Here is a 20,922-nt window from a genome sequence, read left to right as displayed (position 1 = left end):
CACCCGCCGGGCCGAGGCCGGCAGCCCGGCCGCCGACGAGTCCCGGCGCGCCCACGAGGCGGCCGAGGAGGCCCGGGCCCGCGCCGTGCGCGAGTACAACGAGAGCCTGGAGGAGTGCCGTCGGGCCTACCGGCTGGCCGAGCCGGCCGCCGTGGAGTCGCTGCTGGAACGGGCGCTGGCCGCCGCCGAGACCGCCACCCAGGACCTGCCCGCCCCCTGCCGGGCGGTCTTCCGCCCGCTCACCCGCACCGCCGTGCTGGACCTCGACCTGCCGCCGCTCGACCTGGTGCCCTCGCTCGCCGGCTACCGGCTCGCCCCGGACGGCGACATCCTCCCGGTGCCGCGCCCGCCCGCGGACCGGGCCACCGACTACCTGCGGCTGGTCGCCCGGCTCGCCCTGCGGGCCCTGCAGGCCGCCGACGCCGTGGACACCGACGAGATACTCGCCGGCGTCGTCCTCAACGGCTGGCTGCGCGATCCCGCCACGGCCGAGCCGCTCTGCCTGGTCAGCGTGGACGCCGACCGCGACGCACTGGCCCGCACCCGGCTGCTGCCGCCGGGCACCCCGTACGAGGAGCGCGACGACGAGGGCGTCTACGCCGACGCCGAGCAGGACGAGGCCCTGGTACGGCTGCGCCAGCTCGGCGCCGCCGTCACCCCGGACCCGTACGACCTGGCCGGTGTCCGGCCCGCCGCCCAGGCCGGGGCCACCGTGCCGGCCGCCGCCGACCTGTCCGCCAACGAGTTCGCCCAGCTGGTGCGGGACCTGCTGACCCGCGGCGGGATCGCGCAGTGGAGCGTCCGGCTGCGCGGCCCGGCCGGGCTGGTCGCCACCGGCGAGGGCGCCCCCGGCACCTCGCTGCCCGGCCGCTGGGTGGTGTGGGCCTCCCGGGACACCGGGTCGATCGGCGCCGAGCAGATCGAGACCCTGGCCGAGGCGGTCGGGGAGGAGTCCGCCGAGCGCGGCCTGCGGCTGACCACCGGCCGGTTCACCGAGGAGGTGCTGGACCTCACCGCCGAGGAGGGCCGCCGGCACATCCACCTGATCGACGGCGACGGCGTCCGCGAACTCGCCCACACCCACCTCGGCCTGCCGCTCGCCACCGGCGGCTGACCCGCCGCCCGCTCACCACATCGGCCCTGCTCAGCAGCCTTTGCCCACCGCCCCGTCCCGGCGGGTCGGCCCGTCGCCGGCCTCACCCGAACGGCCCATCCGTCGGGCGCCCCGGCAGGTCCGGGCCGAGGCTGGGGGAACGGCACCCCGGCCCCGGCACCCCCGGGTGATCACCGTCGAACGGGCGTCCGGTACGGTCGGCGGTCGGCCCGGCCACGGGCGGATCCCAGGGGGAGAGGAATGGGCAGAGCGCTCGGCGCACCACCCGGCGAAGGCCCCGGCGACTCGGCCGGACCTGTGAAGGAGCCGGACCGATGACCGCGGTACTGGTCGCCGCCGCGGCGTTCCTGATGACCCTGATCGGCGGTTTCGTCGCCCAGCGCACCCGCGACCGCCGCCACCTGGTGCTCGGCTTCGCCGCCGGACTGATGCTCGGCGTGGTCGCCTTCGACCTGCTGCCCGAGGCGCTCCACCAGGCGCCGGGCGAGGTGCACGGCGTCCCGCAGGCGCTGCTGCTGTTCGCGGCCGGCTTCCTCACCATCCACGTGATCGAGCGCGCCGTCGCGATCCACCGCGGCCACGAGGGCGAGTACGCCGCGCACTCCCACGGCCACCACCACGGGGACGCCCGCTCCGCCGGGCACCAGGGCGTCGGGCTGACCGCCGCACTGGCCCTGGTCGGGCACAGCGTGATGGACGGCTTCGCGATCGGCGCCGCCTTCCAGGCGGGCACCACGGTCGGCACGGTGGTGGCCATCGCCGTGGTCGCGCACGACTTCGCCGACGGCTTCAACACGTACACGATCACCCGCCTGTACGGGAACAACCGGCGGCGGGCGCTGACCCTGCTCGCCGCGGACGCGGTGGCCCCGGTGTCCGGCGCGGCGATCACCCTGGCGTTCACCATCCCGGGGCACCTGCTCGGCCTCTACCTGGGCTTCTTCTCCGGCTTCCTGCTCTACCTGGCGACCTCCGACATCCTCCCCGAGGCGCACAGCCCGCACCCCTCGCGCAGCACCCTGCTCTGCACCGTGGCCGGGGTCGGCTTCATGTGGCTGGTGATCGGCTTCGCGGGCTGAGGCCCGCACCGGTCCTCGCCCTGGTCCCAGCCCCGAGACCGCGACCGGGACCGGGACCGATCGGCCCGGCGGTCGGGCGACCGGCCGCCGCGGCCCTCAGCCCGGAAGCCGCCCCCAGCACTCCCGCATCGAGGCCAGCGCCTCGGTGATGGCCGGCCGCCGGGAGGCCTGGGAGCGCCAGAGCGCGAACACCCGGCGGCCCGGCTCCGGCGCCACCCGGCGGGCCGCCACCCCGGGCGGCAGCGGGCCCCGCCCGAGCCTCGGCACCAGGCCCATCCCCAGACCGGCCGCGACCAGCGCGATCTGCGTCTCGAACTCCCCGACCTGGTAGCGCACGTCCGGCTCCTCGCCGGCCTCGCGCAGGGTGCGGACCAGCCAGTCGTGGCAGATGTTGCCCGGTGGCACGCTGATCCAGCGCTGCCCGCACAGCCGCTCCACCGGCACCGGGTCGAGCGCGGCCAGGTCGTCGTCGGCGGGCAGCAGCAGGTCCACCGGGTCCGTGCCGAGGTCCATCCGGGAGACCCCCTCCTGCACCGGCAGCGGCACGGTCGGCCAGTCCTGCACCAGCGCCAGGTCCACCTCGCCCCGGGCCACCAGCTCGGCCGCCGGGTACGGGTCGCGCTCCAGCAGCCGGACGTCCAGCTCCGGGCAGCGCCGCCGCAGGTCGGCCAGCGCCCCGGGCATCAGTCCGCGGGCACCGGACGGGAACGCGGCCACCAGCAGCCGCCCGACGGCCTGGCCGCGCTGCTCCTCCAGCCGCACCTCGGCCTGCTCCACCAGCCCCAGCACGGTCTGCGCGGTGACGGCCAGCTCGCGCGCCGCGTCGGTCAGCACCACGCCGCGGCCCTGCCGCTCCAGCAGCACCGTCCGGGTCTCCCGCTCCAGCTTGGCGATCTGCTGCGAGACCGCCGAGGGCGTGAAGCCGAGTGCCGCGGCCGCCCCGCCGACCGAGCCGTGCACCGCCACCGCGTGCAGCGCCCGCAGGCGCCCCAGGTCCATCATGCAGCGATACTAAAGCGTCCCCTTCAGAATTCATCGCTGGTGCTGAACGGTCCGGCGCCACCATGCTCGACCCATGACCGCGACAACCGCCGCCGCTCCGAGCGGCCGGAACAGCATGAGCAGTACAGGCAGCACGACCGGCACGACCGGCACGACCGGCACGACCGGCACGGGCGGCACCGGCGGCCGGGGCGGCATGAGCCCGCGCCACATCGCCCTGGCCGTCCTGGTGGCCGCCGTCTGGGGCCTCAACTTCGTACTGATCCACGTCGGCCTGGACAACTTCCCGCCGCTGCTCTTCTGCGCCCTGCGGTTCGCCGTCGTCGCGGTGCCGGCGGTCTTCTTCGTCGGCCCGCCCAAGGTGGCCTGGCGCTGGGTGCTGGCGGTCGGCGTGGTCCTCGGGGTGGTCAAGTTCGGACTGCTCTTCCTCGGCATGCACGCCGGGATGACGGCCGGGCTCTCCTCGCTGGTGCTCCAGGGGCAGGCCGGCTTCACCGCGCTGTTCGCCGCCGTGCTGCTGCGCGAACGCCCCGGCGGGCAGCGGCTGGCGGGCCTGGCGGTCGCCTTCGCAGGCATCGCGCTGAGCGCCTGGGACCAGGGCGCCGGCGGCCCGCTCGGGGCCTTCGCCCTGGTCGTCCTGGCCGCCGTCGCCTGGGGGCTGGCCAACGTGCTGACCCGCAGGGCCGCGCCGCCGGACGCGCTGCGCTGGATGGTCTGGGTCAGCGCCGTCCCGCCGCTGCCGCTGCTGGGCCTGTCCCTGCTGGTCGAGGGCCCCGAGGCGGACCTGCGCGCCCTGCGCGACATCACCCCGGCCGGACTGGGCGCGATCGGCTACGTCGGGCTGGTCTCCACCCTGCTCGGCTTCGTCGCCTGGAGCTTCCTGCTGCGCAGCTACGACGCGACCGCCGTCGCGCCGTACTCGCTGCTGGTGCCGGTGTTCGGGATGTCCTCGGCCTGGCTGCTGCTCGGCGAGCGGATCAGCCCGACGGCCGCCGCGGCCGCGCTGCTGGTGATCACCGGGATCGGGATCACCGCGCTGCGTCCCGGTACCGCTAGCGGCGTGGCGGCCCGGCTGCGAGGAAGCGGGCCTCGGCGGAGCGCAGCACCCGCAGCAGCACCTCCTCGTCGGCGGGGCTGACCTCGCCGAAGTACTCCTGGGCCACCTCGTCCCGGACCTGCCCGATCCGCTCCACCGCCGCCCGTCCGGCCTCGGTCAGCAGGATCCGCACCGCCCGCCGGTCGGCCGGGTCGGGGCTGCGCTCGACCAGGCCGGCCTCCTCCAGCGCGTCGACCACGGTGGTCGCCGAGCGCGGGGCGATGTGCAGCTTGTCGGCGAGGTCGCTCAGCCGCATCGCGTGGTCCGGCGTCTCGCAGCCGGGCACGTGGGCGAGCGTGCGCAGGGCCCGGGCCTGGCCGGGGGTGATGCCGTACGGCTCCAGCCGCCAGCCGGTCTGACGGCGGATCCGCTTGATCGCCCTGGTCATCGCGTCGGCCAGCTCGGCGGCGGTGCCCGGGGTGCCGGGCCGGGGGCCGGGGGAGGGGTCCGCCGGTTCGTCGGTCGGCGTGGTGGTCATCGGCGGTCTCCTCGGCTGGCGTCCGCCCAAGGGTAGCCGTCGGTCCGGGGCCGGTGGCGGGCGGCGGAAGACGATCGCGGAAAAATGTTGAGCTTGGCTCAGTATCTGGGTTAGCGTTGCTCCCAAGTGAGGGAACCCTAAGTTCCCGTCCCCGACCAATGGAGGGCCCATGCCCCGCTCCGAAGCCCGCGTCGCCACCGACCGCCCGGGCCGTTACGCCAAGCAGCTCACCGCCCACATGGGGCGCAAGATCGAGGCCGTCTACTCCGAGGAGACCGGCCGCGGCACGATGGTCTTCGGTGCCGGCACCGCCACCCTGGAGGCCCAGCCGGACGCGCTGCTGCTCACCGTCGAGGGCGAGCGCGACAAGCTGCCCGGCCTGGAGGACGTCGTCGGCCGCCACCTGGTCCGCTTCGGCGCCCGCGACGAACTCGTCATCGAGTGGCACCGGGACAACGGCGAGCCCGGCCTGGTTCACCGCAACGAGGACCCCGAGGCCTGACCGCCCCCGGCACCCGGCCCGGGCAGCCACCGGGCCAGCGGCCACAGCACCAGGACGGCCAGGCACCAACTCGCCACCACGTCCAACAGCCAGTGGAAGTCGCTCCACACCAGCCCCGCGCCCACCCCGAGCGACAGCAGCACCGCACCCGCCGCCAACTGCCGGGCGGCGCGCGGCCCCGCCACCCGGGCCAGCAGCAGCGCCGCCACCCCGTACGAGATCGCCGCGGTCGCGGTGTGCCCGGACGGGTACCAGCCCCACTGGCCCGCCACCAGCGGCTCCCCGAGCGGACCGGGCCGGGCGAAGGCCGACTTCGCCGGGACCACCAGCAGCGGGATCAGCACCGAGGTCAGCGCCGCCACCGGCAGCGGCAGCCACCAGCGCCCGGCCCCGGCCCGGCGCCCCCGCCAGGCCGCCAACGCGCCGGCCAGCAGCAGCACCGGGACCGCCGGGACGCCGCCGCCCAGGTCCGACAGGAAGTGGCCGAGCCGGTCCAGCAGCGCGTCCGGGACGTCCCGGTGGGCCGTACGGACGGCCCGGCGGACCGAACGGTCCACGCCGAGCAGCGGCCCCTCCACCGCGACCTGCCAGGACACCACCACCAGCAGCACCGCCGCCGTCACCGGGACGGCCACCGACCGGGCCACCCGGCCCAGGACGACGGACAGCCGCCCCGGAGCAGGGGGGAGAGCTCCGGGGCGGCCCTGATGATCGCCGTTCCGTGCGCCCCGGGGGGTGTGGGTCGGACGGTCGGTCGATCGGCCTTCGGTGTGCGCCGGCCCTCCCGGGCCGACCTGGTCGTCCTCGTCCGGCACCCGCGGAACCGGCCCCGGAGGGGGCCCCGCGGACGGCCGCGCCCATGGCTGAGGCTCGCTGTCCATCTGCGATGACACTACGTCAACAGCCCTTCCGCGCCGAGCGCCTTCAGCGATTCCGCACACCATCTTCACCCTGCGCGGGGCAACCTCGGAGGCGCCCCGTCGATCATGCCCCGGCCGCCCGCGCGACGCGCCCGGACAACCGAACGGCCCGTGCGGACCAGAGGTCCCCACGGGCCGTTCAGCGCTGTCCGGACAACCCTCCGGAAGGGGGTTCACGACCTGACGGGCGACACCGCTCAGAGAGCGGCGAACGCGCCCTCCAGGATGTCCAGGCCCTCGTTCAGCAGGTGCTCCGGCATGACCAGCGGCGGCAGGAAGCGCAGCACGTTGCCGTAGGTGCCGGCGGTCAGCACGACCAGGCCCTCCGCGTGGCACGCCTTGGCGATGGCCGCGGTGACCTCCGCGTTCGGCTCCTTGCCACCCGGCTTCACCAGCTCGACGGCGATCATCGCGCCGCGGCCGCGGACCTCGCCGATGATCTCGTACTTCTCCTGCATGGCCCGCAGGCGGCCCAGCATGATCTCGCCGATCCGCTGCGCCTTGCCGTTGAGGTCCTGCTCCTTCATGGTCTCGATGGCACCCAGCGCGGCGGCACACGCCACCGGGTTGCCGCCGTAGGTGCCACCCAGACCACCGGTCTGCGCGGCGTCCATGATCTCGGCGCGGCCGGTCAGCGCGGACAGCGGCAGACCGCCGGCGATGCCCTTGGCGGTGGTGATCAGGTCCGGGACGATGCCCTCGTCCTCGCACGCGAACCACTGGCCGGTACGGCAGAAGCCGGTCTGGATCTCGTCCGCGACGAACACGATGCCGTTCGCCTTCGCGAACTCCACGATCGCCGGCAGGAAGCCCTTGGCCGGCTCGATGAAGCCGCCCTCGCCCTGGATCGGCTCGATGATGATCGCGGCGACGTTCTCGGCACCGATCTGCTTGTTGATGGTGTCGATCGCCTGGGCGGCGGCCTCGGCGGCGGCGTTCTCCGCACCCGTCAGCCAGCGGTACGGGTAGGCGACCGGCACCCGGTAGACCTCGGGGGCGAACGGACCGAAGCCCTGCTTGTACGGCATGTTCTTCGCCGTCAGCGCCAGGGTCAGGTTGGTGCGGCCGTGGTAGCCGTGGTCGAACACCACGATGGCCTGGCGCTTGGTGTAGGCGCGGGCGATCTTCACCGCGTTCTCGACGGCCTCGGAGCCCGAGTTGAACAGCGCGGTGCGCTTCTCGTGGTCACCCGGGGTCAGCTCGTTCAGCTGCTCGGCGACGGCCACGTAACCCTCGTACGGGGTCACCATGAAACAGGTGTGCGTGAAGCTGGCCAGCTGCTCGGTCGTCCGGGCCACCACGGCCTCGGCGCTGTTGCCGACATTGGTCACGGCGATGCCGGAACCGAAGTCGATCAGCGAGTTGCCGTCCACGTCCTCCAGCACGCCGCCGTTGGCACGGGACACGTACACCGGCAGGGTGGTGCCGACACCGGCCGCCACCGCACCCAGCTTGCGGGCGTGCAGCTCCTGCGACTTCGGACCGGGGATCGCGGTGACCAGGCGGCGCTCCTGCGGGAGCGGCGTTGCGGCGCTCATGGGGTATCTCCAGACTTCTCGGCTCGGTGCTTCGCAGGCTACGGCCGCCCTCCCCACCCCGGCACGCGCCACTCGGTAGCAGTGCGCCGTCCGACTTGTCCGGCACGGCCAGCGCGGGTGGCGCGACTACCCGCAGGCCGCGCTCCACTACCCTGAGCGCGGGCGTGTCGCCGGTACGGCGGCATGGGTATGGCGGCACCGACGGCGGTCGGGCCGGGCGGGCGGGCGAGGGAGCGGGACCGTACATGGCACAGGACGGGGCACACCACCACAGCGAGCGCACCACCACCAGACCCCCGACCCCCCTGCCCCACCAACGGCCCGCGGCGGGCACCTCCTCCTTCGACCTCGCGACCTGGGCCTGCGCCCCGCGCCCCGACGCCGACCCGGGCGTCTACCGGCTCGGCTACCGCCGCGTCGACCCGGAGCGCGCGGAGGCGGCCAAGGTCGCGACCTGGCCGCTGCTGCTGCGGGCGGGGCTGAACGCGGTGGTGGCGTGGTTCGCCTATCTATACGGCACCCAGCTGTTGACGTACGTCCTGGTGTGGTTCGGCGGCCAGACGGGCATCGGCCCGCTCGCTTCGCCCTCCGAGTCCGAGGCTATGTTCACGCTTCTGGTGGCCAACATCCTGGTGATCGCCGTGGTCATCAAGATCTTCGGCCGGATGGGCCGCTGGCCCGAGGTGTGGCGCCGTTACGTCGCGCCGCTGCTGTCGCGCACGGTGACGGAGGAGCAGCCCGTCGAGGAGGACGCCCCGGGGGCGGTCGAGGCCGTGCGCGGGCAGGACCCGTGGGACGGGCTGCGCCGGGGCGGTGCGGCCGAGGCGGCCGTCCGGCTGGAGGGCGAGGCCGTGGGGGACGTCGACTATGTGCGGATCCGGCGCGCCTGGGAGTCCGCGCAGGCGGACCCGGTGTTCGTGCCCGCCTTCACCGAGCAGGTGGCCAGCCGCGGCGCGGCGGCCTTCGCCCATCCCTCCGAGGCGCGCGAGCTGCCCGGCCGCGCCGAGCGGCACGATCTGCTGCTCGGCCAGGTCCGGCTCGGTACGGCGCAGGACGTCCCGAAGAATCCGCTGGGCCACCGGGCGGCCGGTTTCGCGCTGGACCCGGCGGTGCTGGGCACCTCGCTGCTGGCGGTGGGTCCGGCGGGGACGGGGAAGACGGCGCGGCTGGCCAGGCCGGTGGCCGAGGCGCTGTGCCTGCAGGCGCTGTCCGGTACGGCCTGTGCGGTGGTGGTCGGGGCGGCGGACGCCGATCTCGGCCCGGATTCCTGGTACGACGTGGTGATCGCGCCCGGCGACCCGTCCTCGCTGTACGGGCTGGACCTCTACGGCGCCGCGCGGGACCCGGACGAGGCGGCCGCCCGGTTGGCCGAGGCGCTGCTGCCGGACGAGCTGACGGCCCGCGCGGAGCATGCCCGTACCGCGCTGCAGCAGGTGGTGGGCCCGTTCCACGCGGCGTACGGCCGCTATCCGGGGGTGCGGGAGCTGCGGGCGCTGTTGGCGGGTGAGCCGGACGTGCTGGCGGCGCTGGTGAAGGCGCTCGGCGTGGCGGGCCGACTCGCCGTCCACGAGCGGGACCTGGAGTACCGGGAGCGGCAGCGCGACCGGGCGGACGACCCCGGGGCGCTGCTGGCGGACCGGTTGGCGCTGCTGGAGCGGCCCGCCTTCGAGGGCGCTTTCGCGACCGACAGCACGGGTCGGCCGCCGTTCGCGATGCGGGTGCTGGACCACCCGCTGCGGGTGCGGGTGAAGCTGCCGGAGCGGAGCCACCCGGAGGCGGCGCGGATGCTGTCCCGGCTGGTGGTGGGGCAGTTCGTGCAGGCGGCGGGGGCCCGCGAGGACCGTTCGCTGTTCGCGGGCCTGGTGGTGGACGACGCCTCGGCGGCGCTGGACGCCGCCGCCGTGCGCGGGCTGCAGCGGATGCGCGGGGCGAACGCGGGCGCGGTGCTGCTGCTGCGGACGCTGGTGGACCTGCCCGAGGCGTTGCGGGCGCCGCTGTTCGGCGCGGTCGGCTGCCGGATGGCGTTCCCGGGGATCGCGCCGTGGGACGGGAAGCTGTTCTCGGAGGCCTGGGGGACGCACCTGGTGCAGGAGACCGCGGTCACCCACACCCCCGACACCTCCGGTGGGGTGATACGGCGGGCGGGGCGGGTCGGGCGGAAGGCGCTGTCGGGGACGACGGCGCAGACGGAGTCGGTGACGACGCGGGATGTGGAGCGGTTGCGGTGGTCGCCGTCGGATCTGGCGCACGCGTTGCCGGCGGGGCATGCGGTGGTGTCGTTGACGGCGGTGTCGGGGGAGCAGGTTCCGCCGCTGCTGGTGGACCTCAGGGGCTGAGGGCGGGCGGCGGGGGAAGTCGCCTTCGAGGTGGATTCGGCAGTGCGGGTTGTCCGGGGCGTCCATAATGAAGGGGAGAGACCCTCACCAGTCCCACGTCCCTCTCCTCGCCCGGCCGCAACGGCGCGGTCAGGTCGATCCTTCGAAGGTGCCATGCCCCCCACACTCGCCTCCGTCGTCCGCAACACGTCGCTCCATCTGACGGTCCTCGCCGGTGCGGATCACCTGGAGCGGCCGGTCCGCTGGGTGCACACCAGTGAGCTGGACGACCCGACGCCGTTCCTGGAGGGTGGTGAGCTGCTGCTCACCACCGGTATCAAGCTGGGCCGTACGGCGGCGCAGTTGCAGGCGTACGTGCACCGGCTGGCCGACGCGGGGGTGGTCGGGCTGGGGCTCGGGGTGGGGTTGTCGCACACGGAGGTGCCGCAGCCGCTGGTGGACGCGGCGGCGCAGCGCGGGCTGCCGTTGCTGCGGGTGCCGGAGCCGACGCCGTTCATCGCGATCAGCAAGGTGGTGTCGGCGGCGCTGGCCGCGGAGCAGTACGAGGCGGTGACGACCAGCTTCGAGGCGCAGGAGGAGCTGACCCGGGCGGCGCTGGGCAAGGACGGCACGACGGCGGTGGTGCGCCGGCTGGCGGCCCGGCTGGGTGGCTGGGCGGCGCTGTACGACGGGTCGGGTGCGCTGTCGGTGGTGGCGCCGGACTGGGCGGCGCGCCGGGCGGGGCGGCTGGCGGCGGAGGTGGACCGGCTGCGTCGGCGTCCGGCGCCGTCGAGTGCGGCGTTGCAGGGGCGCGCGCCGGGGATAGACACGGCGGACGAGGACTACGTGGTGGTCCAGTCGCTGGGGGCGGACCGGCGGGCCCGGGGTTTCCTGGCGGTCGGGACCGAGGACCGGATCACGCCGACCGAGCGGTACGTGCTGAACGCGGCGGTGGCGCTGCTGACCCTCACCCTGGAGCGTTCGCGGGAGCTGCGGCAGGCCGAGGAGCGGATGGGCGCGGCGCTGCTGCGGATGGTGCTGGCCGGTGAGGTGGCGACGGCCCGCCAGGTGGCGGTGGGGCTGTTCGGGGGGCTGCCGGAGGGGACGATACGGGTGCTGGTGGCCGGGGCCGGTCCGGCCAACGCGGATGCCGCGGAGGCGCTCGGGGAGCTGGGCGACCGGGCCGAGCAGGCGGGCGCCCGGGTGGGCGAGAAGCTGCTGGTGGCGCGGGAGGACGGTGCGCACGGGCCGCGGCTGATGGTGCTGGCGCTGGACAACGGCGCGGTGCACCGGGCCTGTCTGGGCGCGGTGGAGGAGCACGAGGGCCTGTCGCTGGGCGTCTCGGCGCCGGCCGCGCTGGAGGAGGCGGGGACGGCGAACGCGCAGGCGGAGCGGGCGCTGGCGGTGGCGCTGCGCGGTGGCCGCCGGTCGGTGGACCACGAGGAGGTCGGCGCGGGGTCGCTGCTGCCGCTGCTCGGCGAGGACGCGGTGACGGCCTTCGCGGAGGGGCTGCTGCGGCCGTTGCGGGAGCACGACCGGACGGCCCGCGGGGATCTGGTGGCCTCGTTGCGGGCGTGGCTGTCGCGGCACGGCCAGTGGGACGCGGCGGCGGCGGACCTGGGTGTGCACCGGCACACGCTGCGCTACCGGATGCGCCGGGTCGAGGAGCTGTTGGGCCGGTCGCTGGACGACACGGACGTGCGGATGGAGCTGTGGCTGGCGCTGCGCTCCGGCGAGGAGTGAGGCGCCGGCGGGGCGTGGGGTTCCGGCGGCCCGCGGGGCGCCGGTAGGACGCGGTGGAGTAGCCCCGGGGGCGAACGCTCCTAGTCGGCCAATCCGGTAGGCGCGCCGCCGCGCCTACCCTCAAAACCGGGTCCCACGTCCGTGGGCCGTAGGACAGACGAGGAGAGGGCCGGTACCACGGTGACCACCACGTACGATTTCTGGCTCGCCGGCCGCCGGGCGAGCGGTGACGCCGACTTCGAGGTGCACAACAGCTGGGACGGCCGTCTGGTCGGCAAGGTGAGCATCCCGACCGAGGCGCAGGTCGAGGAGGCGCTGGACGCCGCCGTGGCCGCGCTGCCGGTGTTCGCCGCCACCCCGGCGCACCAGCGTGCCGCCGCCCTGGACCACGTGGCCAAGCGGCTGACCGAGCGCACCGAGGAGCTCGCCCAGCTGGTCAGTGCCGAGAACGGCAAGCCGATCAAGTGGGCCCGCGGTGAGATCGGCCGCGCGGTGTCGGTCTTCCGCTGGGCCGCCGAGGAGGCGCGCCGCACCAACGGCGAGACCATGCGGCTGGACACCGACCCGGGCGGCGTGGGCCGTTTCGCGGTGGTGCGCCGTTTCCCGCGCGGTGTGGTGCTGGGGATCGCCCCGTTCAACTTCCCGCTGAACCTGGTCGCCCACAAGGTCGCCCCGGCGATCGCGGTCGGCGCCCCGATCATCCTGAAGCCGGCTCCGTCGACCCCGCTGTCGGCGATGGTGCTGGGCGAGATCCTGGCCGAGACCGACCTGCCGGTCGGCTCCTGGTCGATCCTGACCGTGCCGAACGACCGGATGCCGGCCCTGGTGCAGGACGAGCGCCTGCCGGTGATCTCGTTCACCGGTTCGGACAAGGTCGGCTACCAGATCATGGACTCGGTGCCGCGCAAGCACTGCACCCTGGAGCTCGGCGGCAACGCCGCGGCCGTGGTGCTCGCCGACTGGTCCTCGGAGGCCGACCTGGACTGGGCGGCCACCCGGATCGCGATGTTCGCGAACTACCAGGGCGGCCAGTCCTGCATCTCGGTGCAGCGGGTGATCGCCGACGCCTCGGTGTACGACGCGCTGGCGGAGAAGGTCGTCGCCAAGGTCAGGGCGCAGGTCACCGGTGACCCGGCCGACGACGCGACCGACGTCGGCCCGCTGATCGACGAGAACGCCGCGAAGCGCGTCGAGTCCTGGGTCGAGGACGCGGTCGCCAAGGGCGCCAAGGTGCTCACCGGCGGTACCCGTGAGGGTGCGACCTACGCCCCGACCGTGCTGGCCGACCTGCCCGGTGACGCGATCCTGGCCAAGGCCGAGGTGTTCGGCCCGGTGCTGTCGCTGCACAGGGTGGACGGCGTGGACGAGGCCTTCGCGGCCGTCAACGACTCGGCGTTCGGTCTCCAGGCGGGCGTGTTCACCCACGACCTGCAGACCGCCTTCCGCGCCCACCGGGAGCTGGAGGTCGGCGGTGTGATCATCGGCGACGCGCCGTCCTACCGTGCCGACCAGATGCCGTACGGCGGCGTCAAGGACTCCGGTGTCGGCCGTGAGGGCGTCAAGTACGCGATGGACGACTACACCGTCGAGAAGGTCATGGTCCTGACCGGTCTCGACCTCTGAGACCTCAGATACCTCTGAGATCGCCGGGGCCGCTGAGGCCTCTGACCGACGCGGTGTCGTCGTAGGCGGGAGGGCCCGGTTCGCCGAACCGGGCCCTCTTCGCGTTCGCGCCCCGGCGCGGGCTCAGCCGTCGTGTCCGGCGGCCGCCGCGACCGCCTCCTCGACGGTGGCGTTCCCGGCGACCAGCTCCAGGGTCAGCCCGGCGGTGCCCGGTTCGCGCAGCAGGGCGGCCAGGACGGCGGCGACGTCGGCCCGGTCCACCGCGCCGCGGTCGACGGAGGGGGCGAGCCGGACCAGGCCGGTGCCGGGGCCGTCGGTGAGCCGTCCGGGGCGCAGCACCGTCCAGTCCAGCGCGGTGCGGGCCCGGACGGCGTCGTCGGCGGCGCCCTTGGCCCGCAGGTAGGTCTCGAAGACCTCGTCGGCGGGGAAGCGGGCCTCGGCGTCGGCGGCCATCGCCGAGACCATCAGGTACCGGCGGACCCCGGCGAGTTCGGCGGCGTCGGCGAGCAGCACGGCGGCGTCCCGGTCGACGGTGTTCTTGCGGGCGGCGCCGCTGCCCGGTCCGGCGCCGGCGGCGAAGACCACCGCGTCGGCGCCGGTGAGCAGTGCGGCGAGCCGGGTGGCGGTGGCGGCCTCCAGGTCGAGCAGCAGCGGCTCGGCGCCGGCGTCGACGAGGTCCTGGGCCTGTTCGGGGCGGCGGATGATCCCGGCGGGGCGTTCGCCGCGGGCGGCGAGCAGCCGTTCCAGGTGGAGCGCGATCTGTCCGTGGCCCCCGGCGATGACGGTACGCATGGTCCGACGGTAGTCCGAAGGGTCGGAAGTCGTCCTGGGGAGTGCCGCGAACAGGACACAATGGGCGCATGACTTCGCTCGCCCACCCGCAGCTGCGTTTCACGCCCACCGTGGCGGACCCCTCCGGCCCCCGGGAGCTGGTGATCCTGGGTTCCACCGGGTCGATCGGCACCCAGGCCATCGACGTGGTGCTCCGCAACCCGGACCGTTTCCGGGTGGTCGCCCTGTCGGCGGCGGGCGGTCGGGTGGAGCTGCTCGCCGAGCAGGCGGTGCGGCTGGGCGTGCACACCGTGGCGGTGGCCGATCCGGCGGCCGTCCCGGCGCTGCGCGAGGCGCTGGCCGCGAAGGCGGCGGGCGGTGCGCTGCCGACCGTGCTGGCGGGCCCGGACGCGGCGACCGAGCTGGCCGCCCTGGAGTGCCACTCGGTGCTGAACGGCATCACGGGGTCGATCGGCCTGCGGCCGACGCTGGCGGCGCTGAAGGCGGGCCGGGTGCTGGTGCTGGCCAACAAGGAGTCGCTGATCGTCGGCGGTCCGCTGGTGAAGGCGGTGGCGAAGCCGGGCCAGATCGTGCCGGTGGACTCCGAGCACGCGGCGCTGTTCCAGGCGCTGGCCGGCGGTACCCGGGCCGAGGTGCGCAAGCTGGTGGTCACGGCGAGCGGTGGCCCGTTCCGCAACCGCACCCGTGAGCAGCTGGCCGGGGTGACCCCGCAGGACGCGCTGGCGCACCCGACCTGGGCGATGGGCCCGGTCGTCACGATCAACTCGGCCACCCTGGTGAACAAGGGCCTGGAGGTGATCGAGGCGCACCTGCTGTACGACGTGCCGTTCGACCGGATCGAGGTCGTGGTCCACCCGCAGTCGGTGGTGCATTCGATGGTGGAGTTCACTGACGGTTCGACCCTGGCGCAGGCCAGCCCGCCGGACATGCGGATGCCGATCGCGCTGGGCCTGGGCTGGCCGGACCGGGTGCCGGACGCGGCCCCCGCCTGCGACTGGACCAGGGCCGCCACCTGGGAGTTCTTCCCGCTGGACGACGAGGCCTTCCCGGCGGTCGAGCTGGCCCGTGAGGTGGGCACCCTGGGCGGTACCAATCCGGCGGTGTTCAACGCGGCCAACGAGGAGTGTGTGGAGGCGTTCCTGAAGGGCCGCCTCGCTTTCACCGGAATCGTGGACACTGTTGCCAAGGTCGTGGCCGAGCACGGTCAGCGGGACGGCGCTCCGGCGGCGGGAACTTCCCTGACGGTCGAGGACGTCCTGCACGCGGAGGACTGGGCGCGCGCCCGGGCCCGCGAGCTGGCGGCCGGCTGACGGTCGACCGACGACCCCGATTGCGGTAGGACGAGACGATGAGCGGAGCGGCATGACGGAGGACCAGCGGTGGCAACGGTTTTGACGGTGGTCGGCATCCTGGTCTTCGTCATCGGGCTGCTCGTCTCGATCGCCTGGCACGAACTCGGCCACCTCTCCACGGCCAAGCTGTTCGGCATCCGGGTGCCCCAGTACATGGTCGGCTTCGGCCCGACCCTCTGGTCGCGCCGGAAGGGCGAGACCGAGTACGGCATCAAGGCGATCCCGTTCGGCGGGTACATCCGGATGATCGGGATGTTCCCGCCGGGCGAGGACGGCCGGATCACCAAGCGCAGCAGTTCGCCCTGGCGCACCATGATCGAGGACGCCCGCGAGGCCTCCTACGAGGAGCTCCAGGAGGGTGACGAGAGCCGGCTCTTCTACACCCGCAAGCCGTGGAAGCGCATGATCGTGATGTTCGCCGGGCCGTTCATGAACCTGGTCCTGGCGTTCGGGCTCTTCCTGACCGTCATGATGGGCTTCGGCGTCTCGATGACGGTGCCGACCATCGGCTCGGTCGCCCAGTGCGTGGTCAAGGCCGGCCAGCCCACCGACACCTGCCCCGCCGACGCGCCCAAGACCCCGGCCAACGAGGTGGGGCTGCGCCAGGGCGACAAGGTGCTCTCCTTCGACGGCGACCGGATCCGCGACTACGACCAGCTCCAGGCGGACATCCGGAAGTCGGCCGGCAAGCAGGTGGCGATCGTCGTGGAGCGCGGTGGCGAGCGGCTCACCTTCACGCCTACCATCGCCGTCAACGACGTGCAGAAGTACGACGGCAAGGGCGTGCCGCTGAAGGGCCAGACCGTGCAGGCCGGGTTCCTCGGGTTCACCCCGAAGAGCGAAACCGTCCAGCTCGGCTTCGGGCAGTCGGTGGACCGGATGTACGACATGGCCGAGAACGGGGTGAAGTCGCTGGCCGCCCTGCCGGGCAAGATCCCCGGGCTGTGGAACGCCGTCGTCGGCGACGCCCCGCGCGACCCGGACTCCCCGGTCGGCATGGTCGGCGCGGCCCGGGTCAGCGGCGAGGTCTTCTCGCTCGACCTGCCCGCCACCCAGCGGATCGCGTTCTTCGTGAACCTGCTGGCCGGCATCAACCTGTCGCTCTTCCTCTTCAACATGCTGCCGCTGCTCCCGCTGGACGGCGGGCACATCGCCGGCGCGGCCTGGGAGGCGGTCCGGCGCCGCTTCGCACAGCTGTTCAGGCGGCCCGACCCGGGCCCGTTCGACGTCGCCAGGCTGATGCCGGTGGCGTACGTGGTGGCCAGCATCTTCATCGGCTTCACGCTCCTGGTGATGGTCGCCGACCTGGTGAACCCGGTGAAGATCAGTTAGGGCGTTCGGGTACCACGGGTGTGCTGGGCGCCGTTGCGGTGCCGTACCGTGGAGGCCGGGTGCGCGATCGTCAGCGCGCCCGGCCTCGGCCGTGTCACGGCCGGGCGGTCGACCACACCTCAACCCCGGGGAACCCTGCGCACATGACCGCGATCTCGCTCGGTATTCCGTCCCTGCCGCTCAAGCCGCTGGCCAAGCGCCGCTACTCCCGGCAGATCATGGTCGGCAACGTGCCGGTCGGCGGCGACGCCCCGGTCTCGGTGCAGTCGATGACCACCACGGTCACCTCCGACATCAACGCCACGCTGCAGCAGATCGCCCAGCTCACCGCGTCCGGCTGCCAGATCGTCCGGGTCGCCGTGCCCACGCAGGACGACGCCGACGCGCTGCCGATCATCGCCAAGAAGTCGCAGATCCCGGTCATCGCGGACATCCACTTCCAGCCCAAGTACGTCTTCGCCGCGATCGACGCCGGCTGCGCCGCGGTGCGCGTGAACCCGGGCAACATCAAGCAGTTCGACGACAAGGTCGGCGAGATCGCCAAGGCCGCCAAGGACGCGGGCGTGCCGATCCGGATCGGCGTCAACGCCGGCTCGCTGGACAAGCGCCTGCTGGAGAAGTACGGCCGGGCCACCCCGGAGGCGCTGGTCGAGTCGGCGCTGTGGGAGTGCTCGCTGTTCGAGGAGCACGACTTCCGCGACATCAAGATCTCGGTCAAGCACAACGACCCGGTCGTGATGATCAACGCCTACCGCCAGCTCGCCGCCGCGTGCGACTACCCGCTGCACCTCGGCGTGACCGAGGCCGGGCCGGCCTTCCAGGGCACCATCAAGTCGGCGGTCGCCTTCGGCGCGCTGCTGGCCGAGGGCATCGGCGACACCATCCGGGTCTCGCTCTCCGCCCCGCCGGCCGAGGAGATCAAGGTCGGCAACCAGATCCTGGAGTCGCTCGGGCTGCGCGAGCGCGGCCTGGAGATCGTCTCCTGCCCCTCCTGCGGGCGCGCCCAGGTGGACGTCTACAAGCTCGCGGAGGAGGTCACCGCCGGGCTGGAGGGCATGGAGGTGCCGCTGCGGGTGGCCGTCATGGGCTGCGTCGTGAACGGCCCGGGCGAGGCCCGGGAGGCCGACCTCGGGGTCGCCTCCGGCAACGGCAAGGGCCAGATCTTCGTCAAGGGCGAGGTCATCAAGACCGTTCCGGAGTCGAAGATCGTCGAGACCCTGATCGAGGAGGCGCTCAAGCTCGCCGAGCAGATGCAGGCGGCGGGTGTCGAGGCGGGGGCGCCGACCGTGGTCGCCGGGGAGTGAAGGGTCGCGGGGGGGGGGAGCGGCCCCCGCGCAGCGTGTTTCCGACAGCCGTAGGTTGTCCTGACCGTGCGGGAGCGTCCGCGCGGTGTTTTCCGGAAGCGGGGCCGTCCGTTCGCGGACGGCCCCGCGGCCGTAGCCGGGTGGGGCCACGGAGTAGGGTGCGGCCAGAGTCGTCTCAGTGAGGTGCTGTCCCGATGCTCGATCGCGGTGTGATGCTCCCGAGCTCCTTCCAGGCCGCCCGGGCCCTGGCCACCACCCGCGTGCTGGAGCCGCCGGACCTGCCGGAGGCCCTGGAGATCCTCCACCGCGACCCGGTGGCCAACGCCTTCGTCGCGACCAGGGTCGAGGCCGTCGGGCTGGACCCGTGGCGGCTCGGCGGGGAGATGTGGGGCTGGTACGACGGGGACGGCGTGCTGGGCGCGCTCTGCTACGCCGGGGCGAACCTGGTCCTGGTCGACGCCGGGCCGGAAGCGGTCGCGGCGTTCGCGGAACGGGCCCGCCGCCAGGGGCGGCGCTGCTCCTCGATCGTCGGGCCGGCGGCGGCCACGGCGGCCTTCTGGGCACTGCTGGAGCGCAGTTGGGGCCCGCCCCGGGACGTACGGGCGCACCAGCCGCTGATGGCGACCTCGGTGCCGTCGGCGGAGATCGCGCCGGACCCGCTGGTGCGGAGGGTGCGGCGCAACGAGGTCGAGACCCTGATGCCGGCCTGCGTGGCGATGTTCACCGAGGAGGTGGGAGTGTCGCCGCTCGCCGGGGACGGAGGGCTCCTCTACCAGGCCCGGGTGGCCGAACTCGTGTCCACCGGACGGTCGTTCGCGCGGTTCGGCGAGGACGGGCAGGTCGTCTTCAAGGCGGAGATCGGGGCGGTGACGGAGGGGGCCTGCCAGATCCAGGGGGTCTGGGTCGCTCCGGAGCACCGGGGGCGGGGGCTCTCCGAGACGGGGATGGCGGCGGTCCTGGAGGTCGCGTTGCGGGAGGTGGCGCCGGTGGTGTCGCTGTACGTCAACGACTTCAACCTGCGGGCCCGGGCCGCGTACCGGCGGGTGGGGTTCCAGGAGGTCGGGGCGTTCATGAGCGTGCTGTTCTGAGCGGCCCGTTCGGGCCGCGCGGGGCGCTGTTGGGATCTTCGGCCGCGCCGCGGGGCCGCTGGTAGTAACGTCCGGAGCATGGATCAGCTGACCGGGGTGACGATCGGGGCCATCGACCTCGCGGACTGGGCGCCGCAGGCGCTGGAGGTCCAGGCGGTGGCGTTCGGGCTGACGCCCGAGGAGGTCGCGGTACGGCTGCACATCGTGGGGCGGCACGCCCAGCAGCCGGGGGTGATCGCGCTCGGGGCGATGAGCGGGGGGCGGCTGGTCGGGTTCGGGTACGGGATGCCCAACCAGCGGGAGCACTGGTGGAGCACGGTGATCGAGCCCTACCTGGCCGCCCGCGGGTACGGGGACTGGCTGGACGGGGTCTTCGCCGTCACCGAACTGCACGTGCTGCCGGAGTTCCAGGGGCAGGGGGTCGGCTCGCGGATCATCCGGACGCTGTGCGAGGGGTCGGGGCTGGAGCGGAGCATCCTCTCGGCGATCGACGCGGAGACGCCGGCGCGGCGGCTCTACCGGGCGCTGGGGTACCGGGACCTGGCGCGGGCGGTGCGGTTCCCGGCGACGGACCGGCTGTACGCGGTGATGGGGGCGCCGTTGCCCCTGCGGGGGGCCGGGGGGTAACTGCCTTCGGGGCGGGGAGAGTTGGCGGGGCCGGCGGGGCCGGCGGGTCAGAGGGTGTCGGCGAACTCGAGGTAGAGCTCGGCGTCCTCGCGGCGGTCGGCGGTGAGGGCGCGGAGCGCGAGGTCGACGGCGCGGAAGAGGGTCCAGCCGCGGAGGCGGTCCTGGTCGACCTCGAGGGCTTCGGAGAGCCGGCCCAGGCGGCGGCGGACGGCGGCGGGGGCGCCGGGGGAACCGAACAGGGTGTCGGCGCGGTCCAGCGCCAGCCGGGCCAGGTCGTAGGCGCGTTCGCCGGCCAGCGGGCGCGGGTCGACGGCCAGCCAGGGGGCGCGGTCGGCGGCCAGGACGTTGCCGTGGTGGAAGTCGCCGTGCAGGAGGAAGGACTCGTCGGCGGAGCCGGCCAGGTCCCGGGCGGTGTCCAGCGCCTCGGCGATCAGCGGCTGCGCCTCGGCGGCGACGGGGTGGGGGAGTTCCGCGAGACGGGCGGCGGCGTCGACCCGCTGGGAGAGCGCGGGGAACGGGTGGCCCTCGGGGAGCTCCGTCCAGAGGCGGTGCAGCAGGCTGGTGGCCTCCAGCATGGCCTTGGGCTCGGCGAGTGAGCGCAGCGGGATCCCGCCGTGGAGGCGTTCGAGCAGCAGGACGCCCTCGGCGGGGGCGGAGTCGAGCAGGAGGACGGCTCCGCGGCCGGCCCAGTGGGCCAGGGCGGTGTGCTCGTGGACGGTCTCGGGGGCGGGGAAGCCGACCTTGAGGACGGCGGGGGAGAGGTCGTCGCGGTGGACGTACGCGACGAGGCTGAGGCTGCCGCCGGGGTCGAGGACCCGTTCCAGGGTGAGGTTCCAGGCGGCCAGGTGGGCGGCGGTCCTGGCGGGGAGGGTGGCGAGCCAGGGGTGGGCGGCTTCGCCTTGGGTGGCGGTGACGCTGTGCGTCAGCCAGGTGGGGACGGTGATGGTGGGTTCGGCTCCCGACATGGGTCCATTGTGGGGGTTTGGGGTGGGGTTCGGGCTCTCGGGAGGGTGGGGG

Annotated in this window: 18 protein-coding genes; 12 read left to right on the top strand and 6 right to left on the bottom strand. The window is 74.1% G+C overall.

Features of this window, described 5'->3' with window-relative positions; genetic code table 11:
* The coding region (locus AE652_RS12165; RefSeq protein WP_049651308.1) for a restriction endonuclease at positions 1-1,114 on the top strand (1,114 nt) is incomplete at its 5' end.
* 314 nt (positions 1,115-1,428) lie between these two features.
* A complete protein-coding gene (locus tag AE652_RS12160; protein ID WP_049651307.1) occupies positions 1,429-2,193 on the top strand; it encodes a ZIP family metal transporter in 765 nt (254 codons plus the stop codon).
* A gap of 96 nt (positions 2,194-2,289) precedes the next feature.
* On the opposite strand, the gene AE652_RS12155 is transcribed toward AE652_RS12160, so the two are convergent.
* The gene (locus AE652_RS12155) at positions 2,290-3,195 is read right to left on the bottom strand and encodes a LysR family transcriptional regulator (RefSeq protein WP_049651306.1); all 906 of its coding nucleotides are present in this window, start codon (positions 3,193-3,195) and stop codon (positions 2,290-2,292) included.
* Between the two features lie 196 nt (positions 3,196-3,391).
* Here AE652_RS12155 and AE652_RS12150 point away from each other — a divergent pair, with 196 nt between their 5' ends.
* Positions 3,392-4,333: an EamA family transporter gene (locus tag AE652_RS12150; protein WP_049651311.1), complete on the top strand. Its 942-nt coding sequence runs from the start codon at positions 3,392-3,394 to the stop codon at positions 4,331-4,333.
* Here the strand turns inward: AE652_RS12150 and AE652_RS49205 are convergent.
* A complete protein-coding gene (locus tag AE652_RS49205; protein WP_049651305.1) occupies positions 4,248-4,769 on the bottom strand; it encodes a MarR family winged helix-turn-helix transcriptional regulator in 522 nt (173 codons plus the stop codon). The two genes, AE652_RS12150 and AE652_RS49205, sit on opposite strands and share 86 nt — an antisense overlap.
* A gap of 169 nt (positions 4,770-4,938) precedes the next feature.
* Here AE652_RS49205 and AE652_RS12140 point away from each other — a divergent pair, with 169 nt between their 5' ends.
* Positions 4,939-5,271: a DUF2218 domain-containing protein gene (locus AE652_RS12140; protein ID WP_049651304.1), complete on the top strand. Its 333-nt coding sequence runs from the start codon at positions 4,939-4,941 to the stop codon at positions 5,269-5,271.
* Here AE652_RS12140 and AE652_RS12135 read toward each other — a convergent pair.
* Both AE652_RS12135 and gabT read right to left on the bottom strand, forming a co-directional pair.
* Positions 5,244-5,918 (bottom strand): phosphatase PAP2 family protein, encoded by a 675-nt coding sequence (locus AE652_RS12135; protein ID WP_234348352.1) that lies wholly within the window; start codon positions 5,916-5,918, stop codon positions 5,244-5,246. The two genes, AE652_RS12140 and AE652_RS12135, sit on opposite strands and share 28 nt — an antisense overlap.
* Positions 5,919-6,388: 470 nt before the next feature.
* Positions 6,389-7,729 carry a 4-aminobutyrate--2-oxoglutarate transaminase gene (gene gabT, locus AE652_RS12130; RefSeq protein ID WP_049651302.1) on the bottom strand — a complete coding sequence of 447 codons (1,341 nt, stop codon included), beginning with the start codon at positions 7,727-7,729 and terminating at the stop codon, positions 6,389-6,391.
* A 245-nt stretch (positions 7,730-7,974) separates the two neighbouring features.
* On the opposite strand from gabT, the gene AE652_RS12125 reads away from it, so the two are divergent.
* The 3 genes from AE652_RS12125 to AE652_RS12115 all read left to right on the top strand — a co-directional run bounded on the left by AE652_RS12125 (position 7,975) and on the right by AE652_RS12115 (position 13,410).
* Positions 7,975-10,065: a hypothetical protein gene (locus tag AE652_RS12125; RefSeq protein WP_053112047.1), complete on the top strand. Its 2,091-nt coding sequence runs from the start codon at positions 7,975-7,977 to the stop codon at positions 10,063-10,065.
* Between the two features lie 153 nt (positions 10,066-10,218).
* Complete coding sequence (locus AE652_RS12120) at positions 10,219-11,787, top strand: PucR family transcriptional regulator (protein ID WP_049651301.1); 1,569 nt, start codon at positions 10,219-10,221, stop codon at positions 11,785-11,787.
* A 180-nt stretch (positions 11,788-11,967) separates the two neighbouring features.
* The gene (locus AE652_RS12115) at positions 11,968-13,410 is read left to right on the top strand and encodes an aldehyde dehydrogenase family protein (protein ID WP_049651300.1); all 1,443 of its coding nucleotides are present in this window, start codon (positions 11,968-11,970) and stop codon (positions 13,408-13,410) included.
* 123 nt (positions 13,411-13,533) lie between these two features.
* On the opposite strand, the gene AE652_RS12110 is transcribed toward AE652_RS12115, so the two are convergent.
* On the bottom strand, positions 13,534-14,202 hold the full coding sequence (locus tag AE652_RS12110; RefSeq protein WP_049651299.1) for an NAD(P)H-binding protein: 669 nt from the start codon (positions 14,200-14,202) through the stop codon (positions 13,534-13,536).
* Positions 14,203-14,270: 68 nt separating this feature from the next.
* On the opposite strand from AE652_RS12110, the gene dxr reads away from it, so the two are divergent.
* The 5 genes from dxr to AE652_RS12085 all read left to right on the top strand — a co-directional run bounded on the left by dxr (position 14,271) and on the right by AE652_RS12085 (position 19,905).
* A complete protein-coding gene (gene dxr / locus AE652_RS12105; protein WP_049651298.1) occupies positions 14,271-15,512 on the top strand; it encodes a 1-deoxy-D-xylulose-5-phosphate reductoisomerase in 1,242 nt (413 codons plus the stop codon).
* A gap of 69 nt (positions 15,513-15,581) precedes the next feature.
* Positions 15,582-16,886, top strand: a complete 1,305-nt coding sequence (locus tag AE652_RS12100) for an RIP metalloprotease (RefSeq protein ID WP_049651297.1) — start codon at positions 15,582-15,584, stop codon at positions 16,884-16,886.
* 143 nt (positions 16,887-17,029) lie between these two features.
* A complete protein-coding gene (gene ispG, locus AE652_RS12095) occupies positions 17,030-18,190 on the top strand; it encodes a flavodoxin-dependent (E)-4-hydroxy-3-methylbut-2-enyl-diphosphate synthase (RefSeq protein ID WP_049651296.1) in 1,161 nt (386 codons plus the stop codon).
* Positions 18,191-18,402: 212 nt separating this feature from the next.
* Positions 18,403-19,278, top strand: a complete 876-nt coding sequence (locus AE652_RS12090; RefSeq protein WP_049651309.1) for a GNAT family N-acetyltransferase — start codon at positions 18,403-18,405, stop codon at positions 19,276-19,278.
* A gap of 78 nt (positions 19,279-19,356) precedes the next feature.
* A complete protein-coding gene (locus tag AE652_RS12085; RefSeq protein ID WP_049651295.1) occupies positions 19,357-19,905 on the top strand; it encodes a GNAT family N-acetyltransferase in 549 nt (182 codons plus the stop codon).
* A gap of 47 nt (positions 19,906-19,952) precedes the next feature.
* Here AE652_RS12085 and AE652_RS12080 read toward each other — a convergent pair whose 3' ends face one another.
* Positions 19,953-20,870, bottom strand: a complete 918-nt coding sequence (locus tag AE652_RS12080) for an aminoglycoside phosphotransferase family protein (RefSeq protein WP_049651294.1) — start codon at positions 20,868-20,870, stop codon at positions 19,953-19,955.
* Positions 20,871-20,922: the final 52 nt, after the last annotated feature.

This window comes from Kitasatospora sp. MY 5-36, from assembly GCF_001182915.1.
GTDB lineage: Bacteria > Actinomycetota > Actinomycetes > Streptomycetales > Streptomycetaceae > Kitasatospora.
The sequence above is the reverse complement of the archived record's forward strand: the minus strand, read 5'-3'. Positions and strand labels throughout refer to the sequence as shown.

What these genes read in the sequence shown, in the direction of transcription:
- AE652_RS12160 (WP_049651307.1), top strand. Translation starts at nt 1,429, where the DNA reads ATGACCGCGGTACTGGTCGCCGCCGCGGCGTTCCTGATGACCCTGATC.
- AE652_RS12150 (WP_049651311.1), top strand. Translation starts at nt 3,392, where the DNA reads ATGAGCCCGCGCCACATCGCCCTGGCCGTCCTGGTGGCCGCCGTCTGG.
- AE652_RS49205 (WP_049651305.1), bottom strand. Translation starts at nt 4,769, where the DNA reads ATGACCACCACGCCGACCGACGAACCGGCGGACCCCTCCCCCGGCCCC.
- AE652_RS12140 (WP_049651304.1), top strand. Translation starts at nt 4,939, where the DNA reads ATGCCCCGCTCCGAAGCCCGCGTCGCCACCGACCGCCCGGGCCGTTAC.
- AE652_RS12155 (WP_049651306.1), bottom strand. Translation starts at nt 3,195, where the DNA reads ATGATGGACCTGGGGCGCCTGCGGGCGCTGCACGCGGTGGCGGTGCAC.
- AE652_RS12110 (WP_049651299.1), bottom strand. Translation starts at nt 14,202, where the DNA reads ATGCGTACCGTCATCGCCGGGGGCCACGGACAGATCGCGCTCCACCTG.
- AE652_RS12085 (WP_049651295.1), top strand. Translation starts at nt 19,357, where the DNA reads ATGGATCAGCTGACCGGGGTGACGATCGGGGCCATCGACCTCGCGGAC.
- AE652_RS12120 (WP_049651301.1), top strand. Translation starts at nt 10,219, where the DNA reads ATGCCCCCCACACTCGCCTCCGTCGTCCGCAACACGTCGCTCCATCTG.
- ispG (WP_049651296.1), top strand. Translation starts at nt 17,030, where the DNA reads ATGACCGCGATCTCGCTCGGTATTCCGTCCCTGCCGCTCAAGCCGCTG.
- dxr (WP_049651298.1), top strand. Translation starts at nt 14,271, where the DNA reads ATGACTTCGCTCGCCCACCCGCAGCTGCGTTTCACGCCCACCGTGGCG.
- AE652_RS12090 (WP_049651309.1), top strand. Translation starts at nt 18,403, where the DNA reads ATGCTCCCGAGCTCCTTCCAGGCCGCCCGGGCCCTGGCCACCACCCGC.
- AE652_RS12080 (WP_049651294.1), bottom strand. Translation starts at nt 20,870, where the DNA reads ATGTCGGGAGCCGAACCCACCATCACCGTCCCCACCTGGCTGACGCAC.
- gabT (WP_049651302.1), bottom strand. Translation starts at nt 7,729, where the DNA reads ATGAGCGCCGCAACGCCGCTCCCGCAGGAGCGCCGCCTGGTCACCGCG.
- AE652_RS12125 (WP_053112047.1), top strand. Translation starts at nt 7,975, where the DNA reads ATGGCACAGGACGGGGCACACCACCACAGCGAGCGCACCACCACCAGA.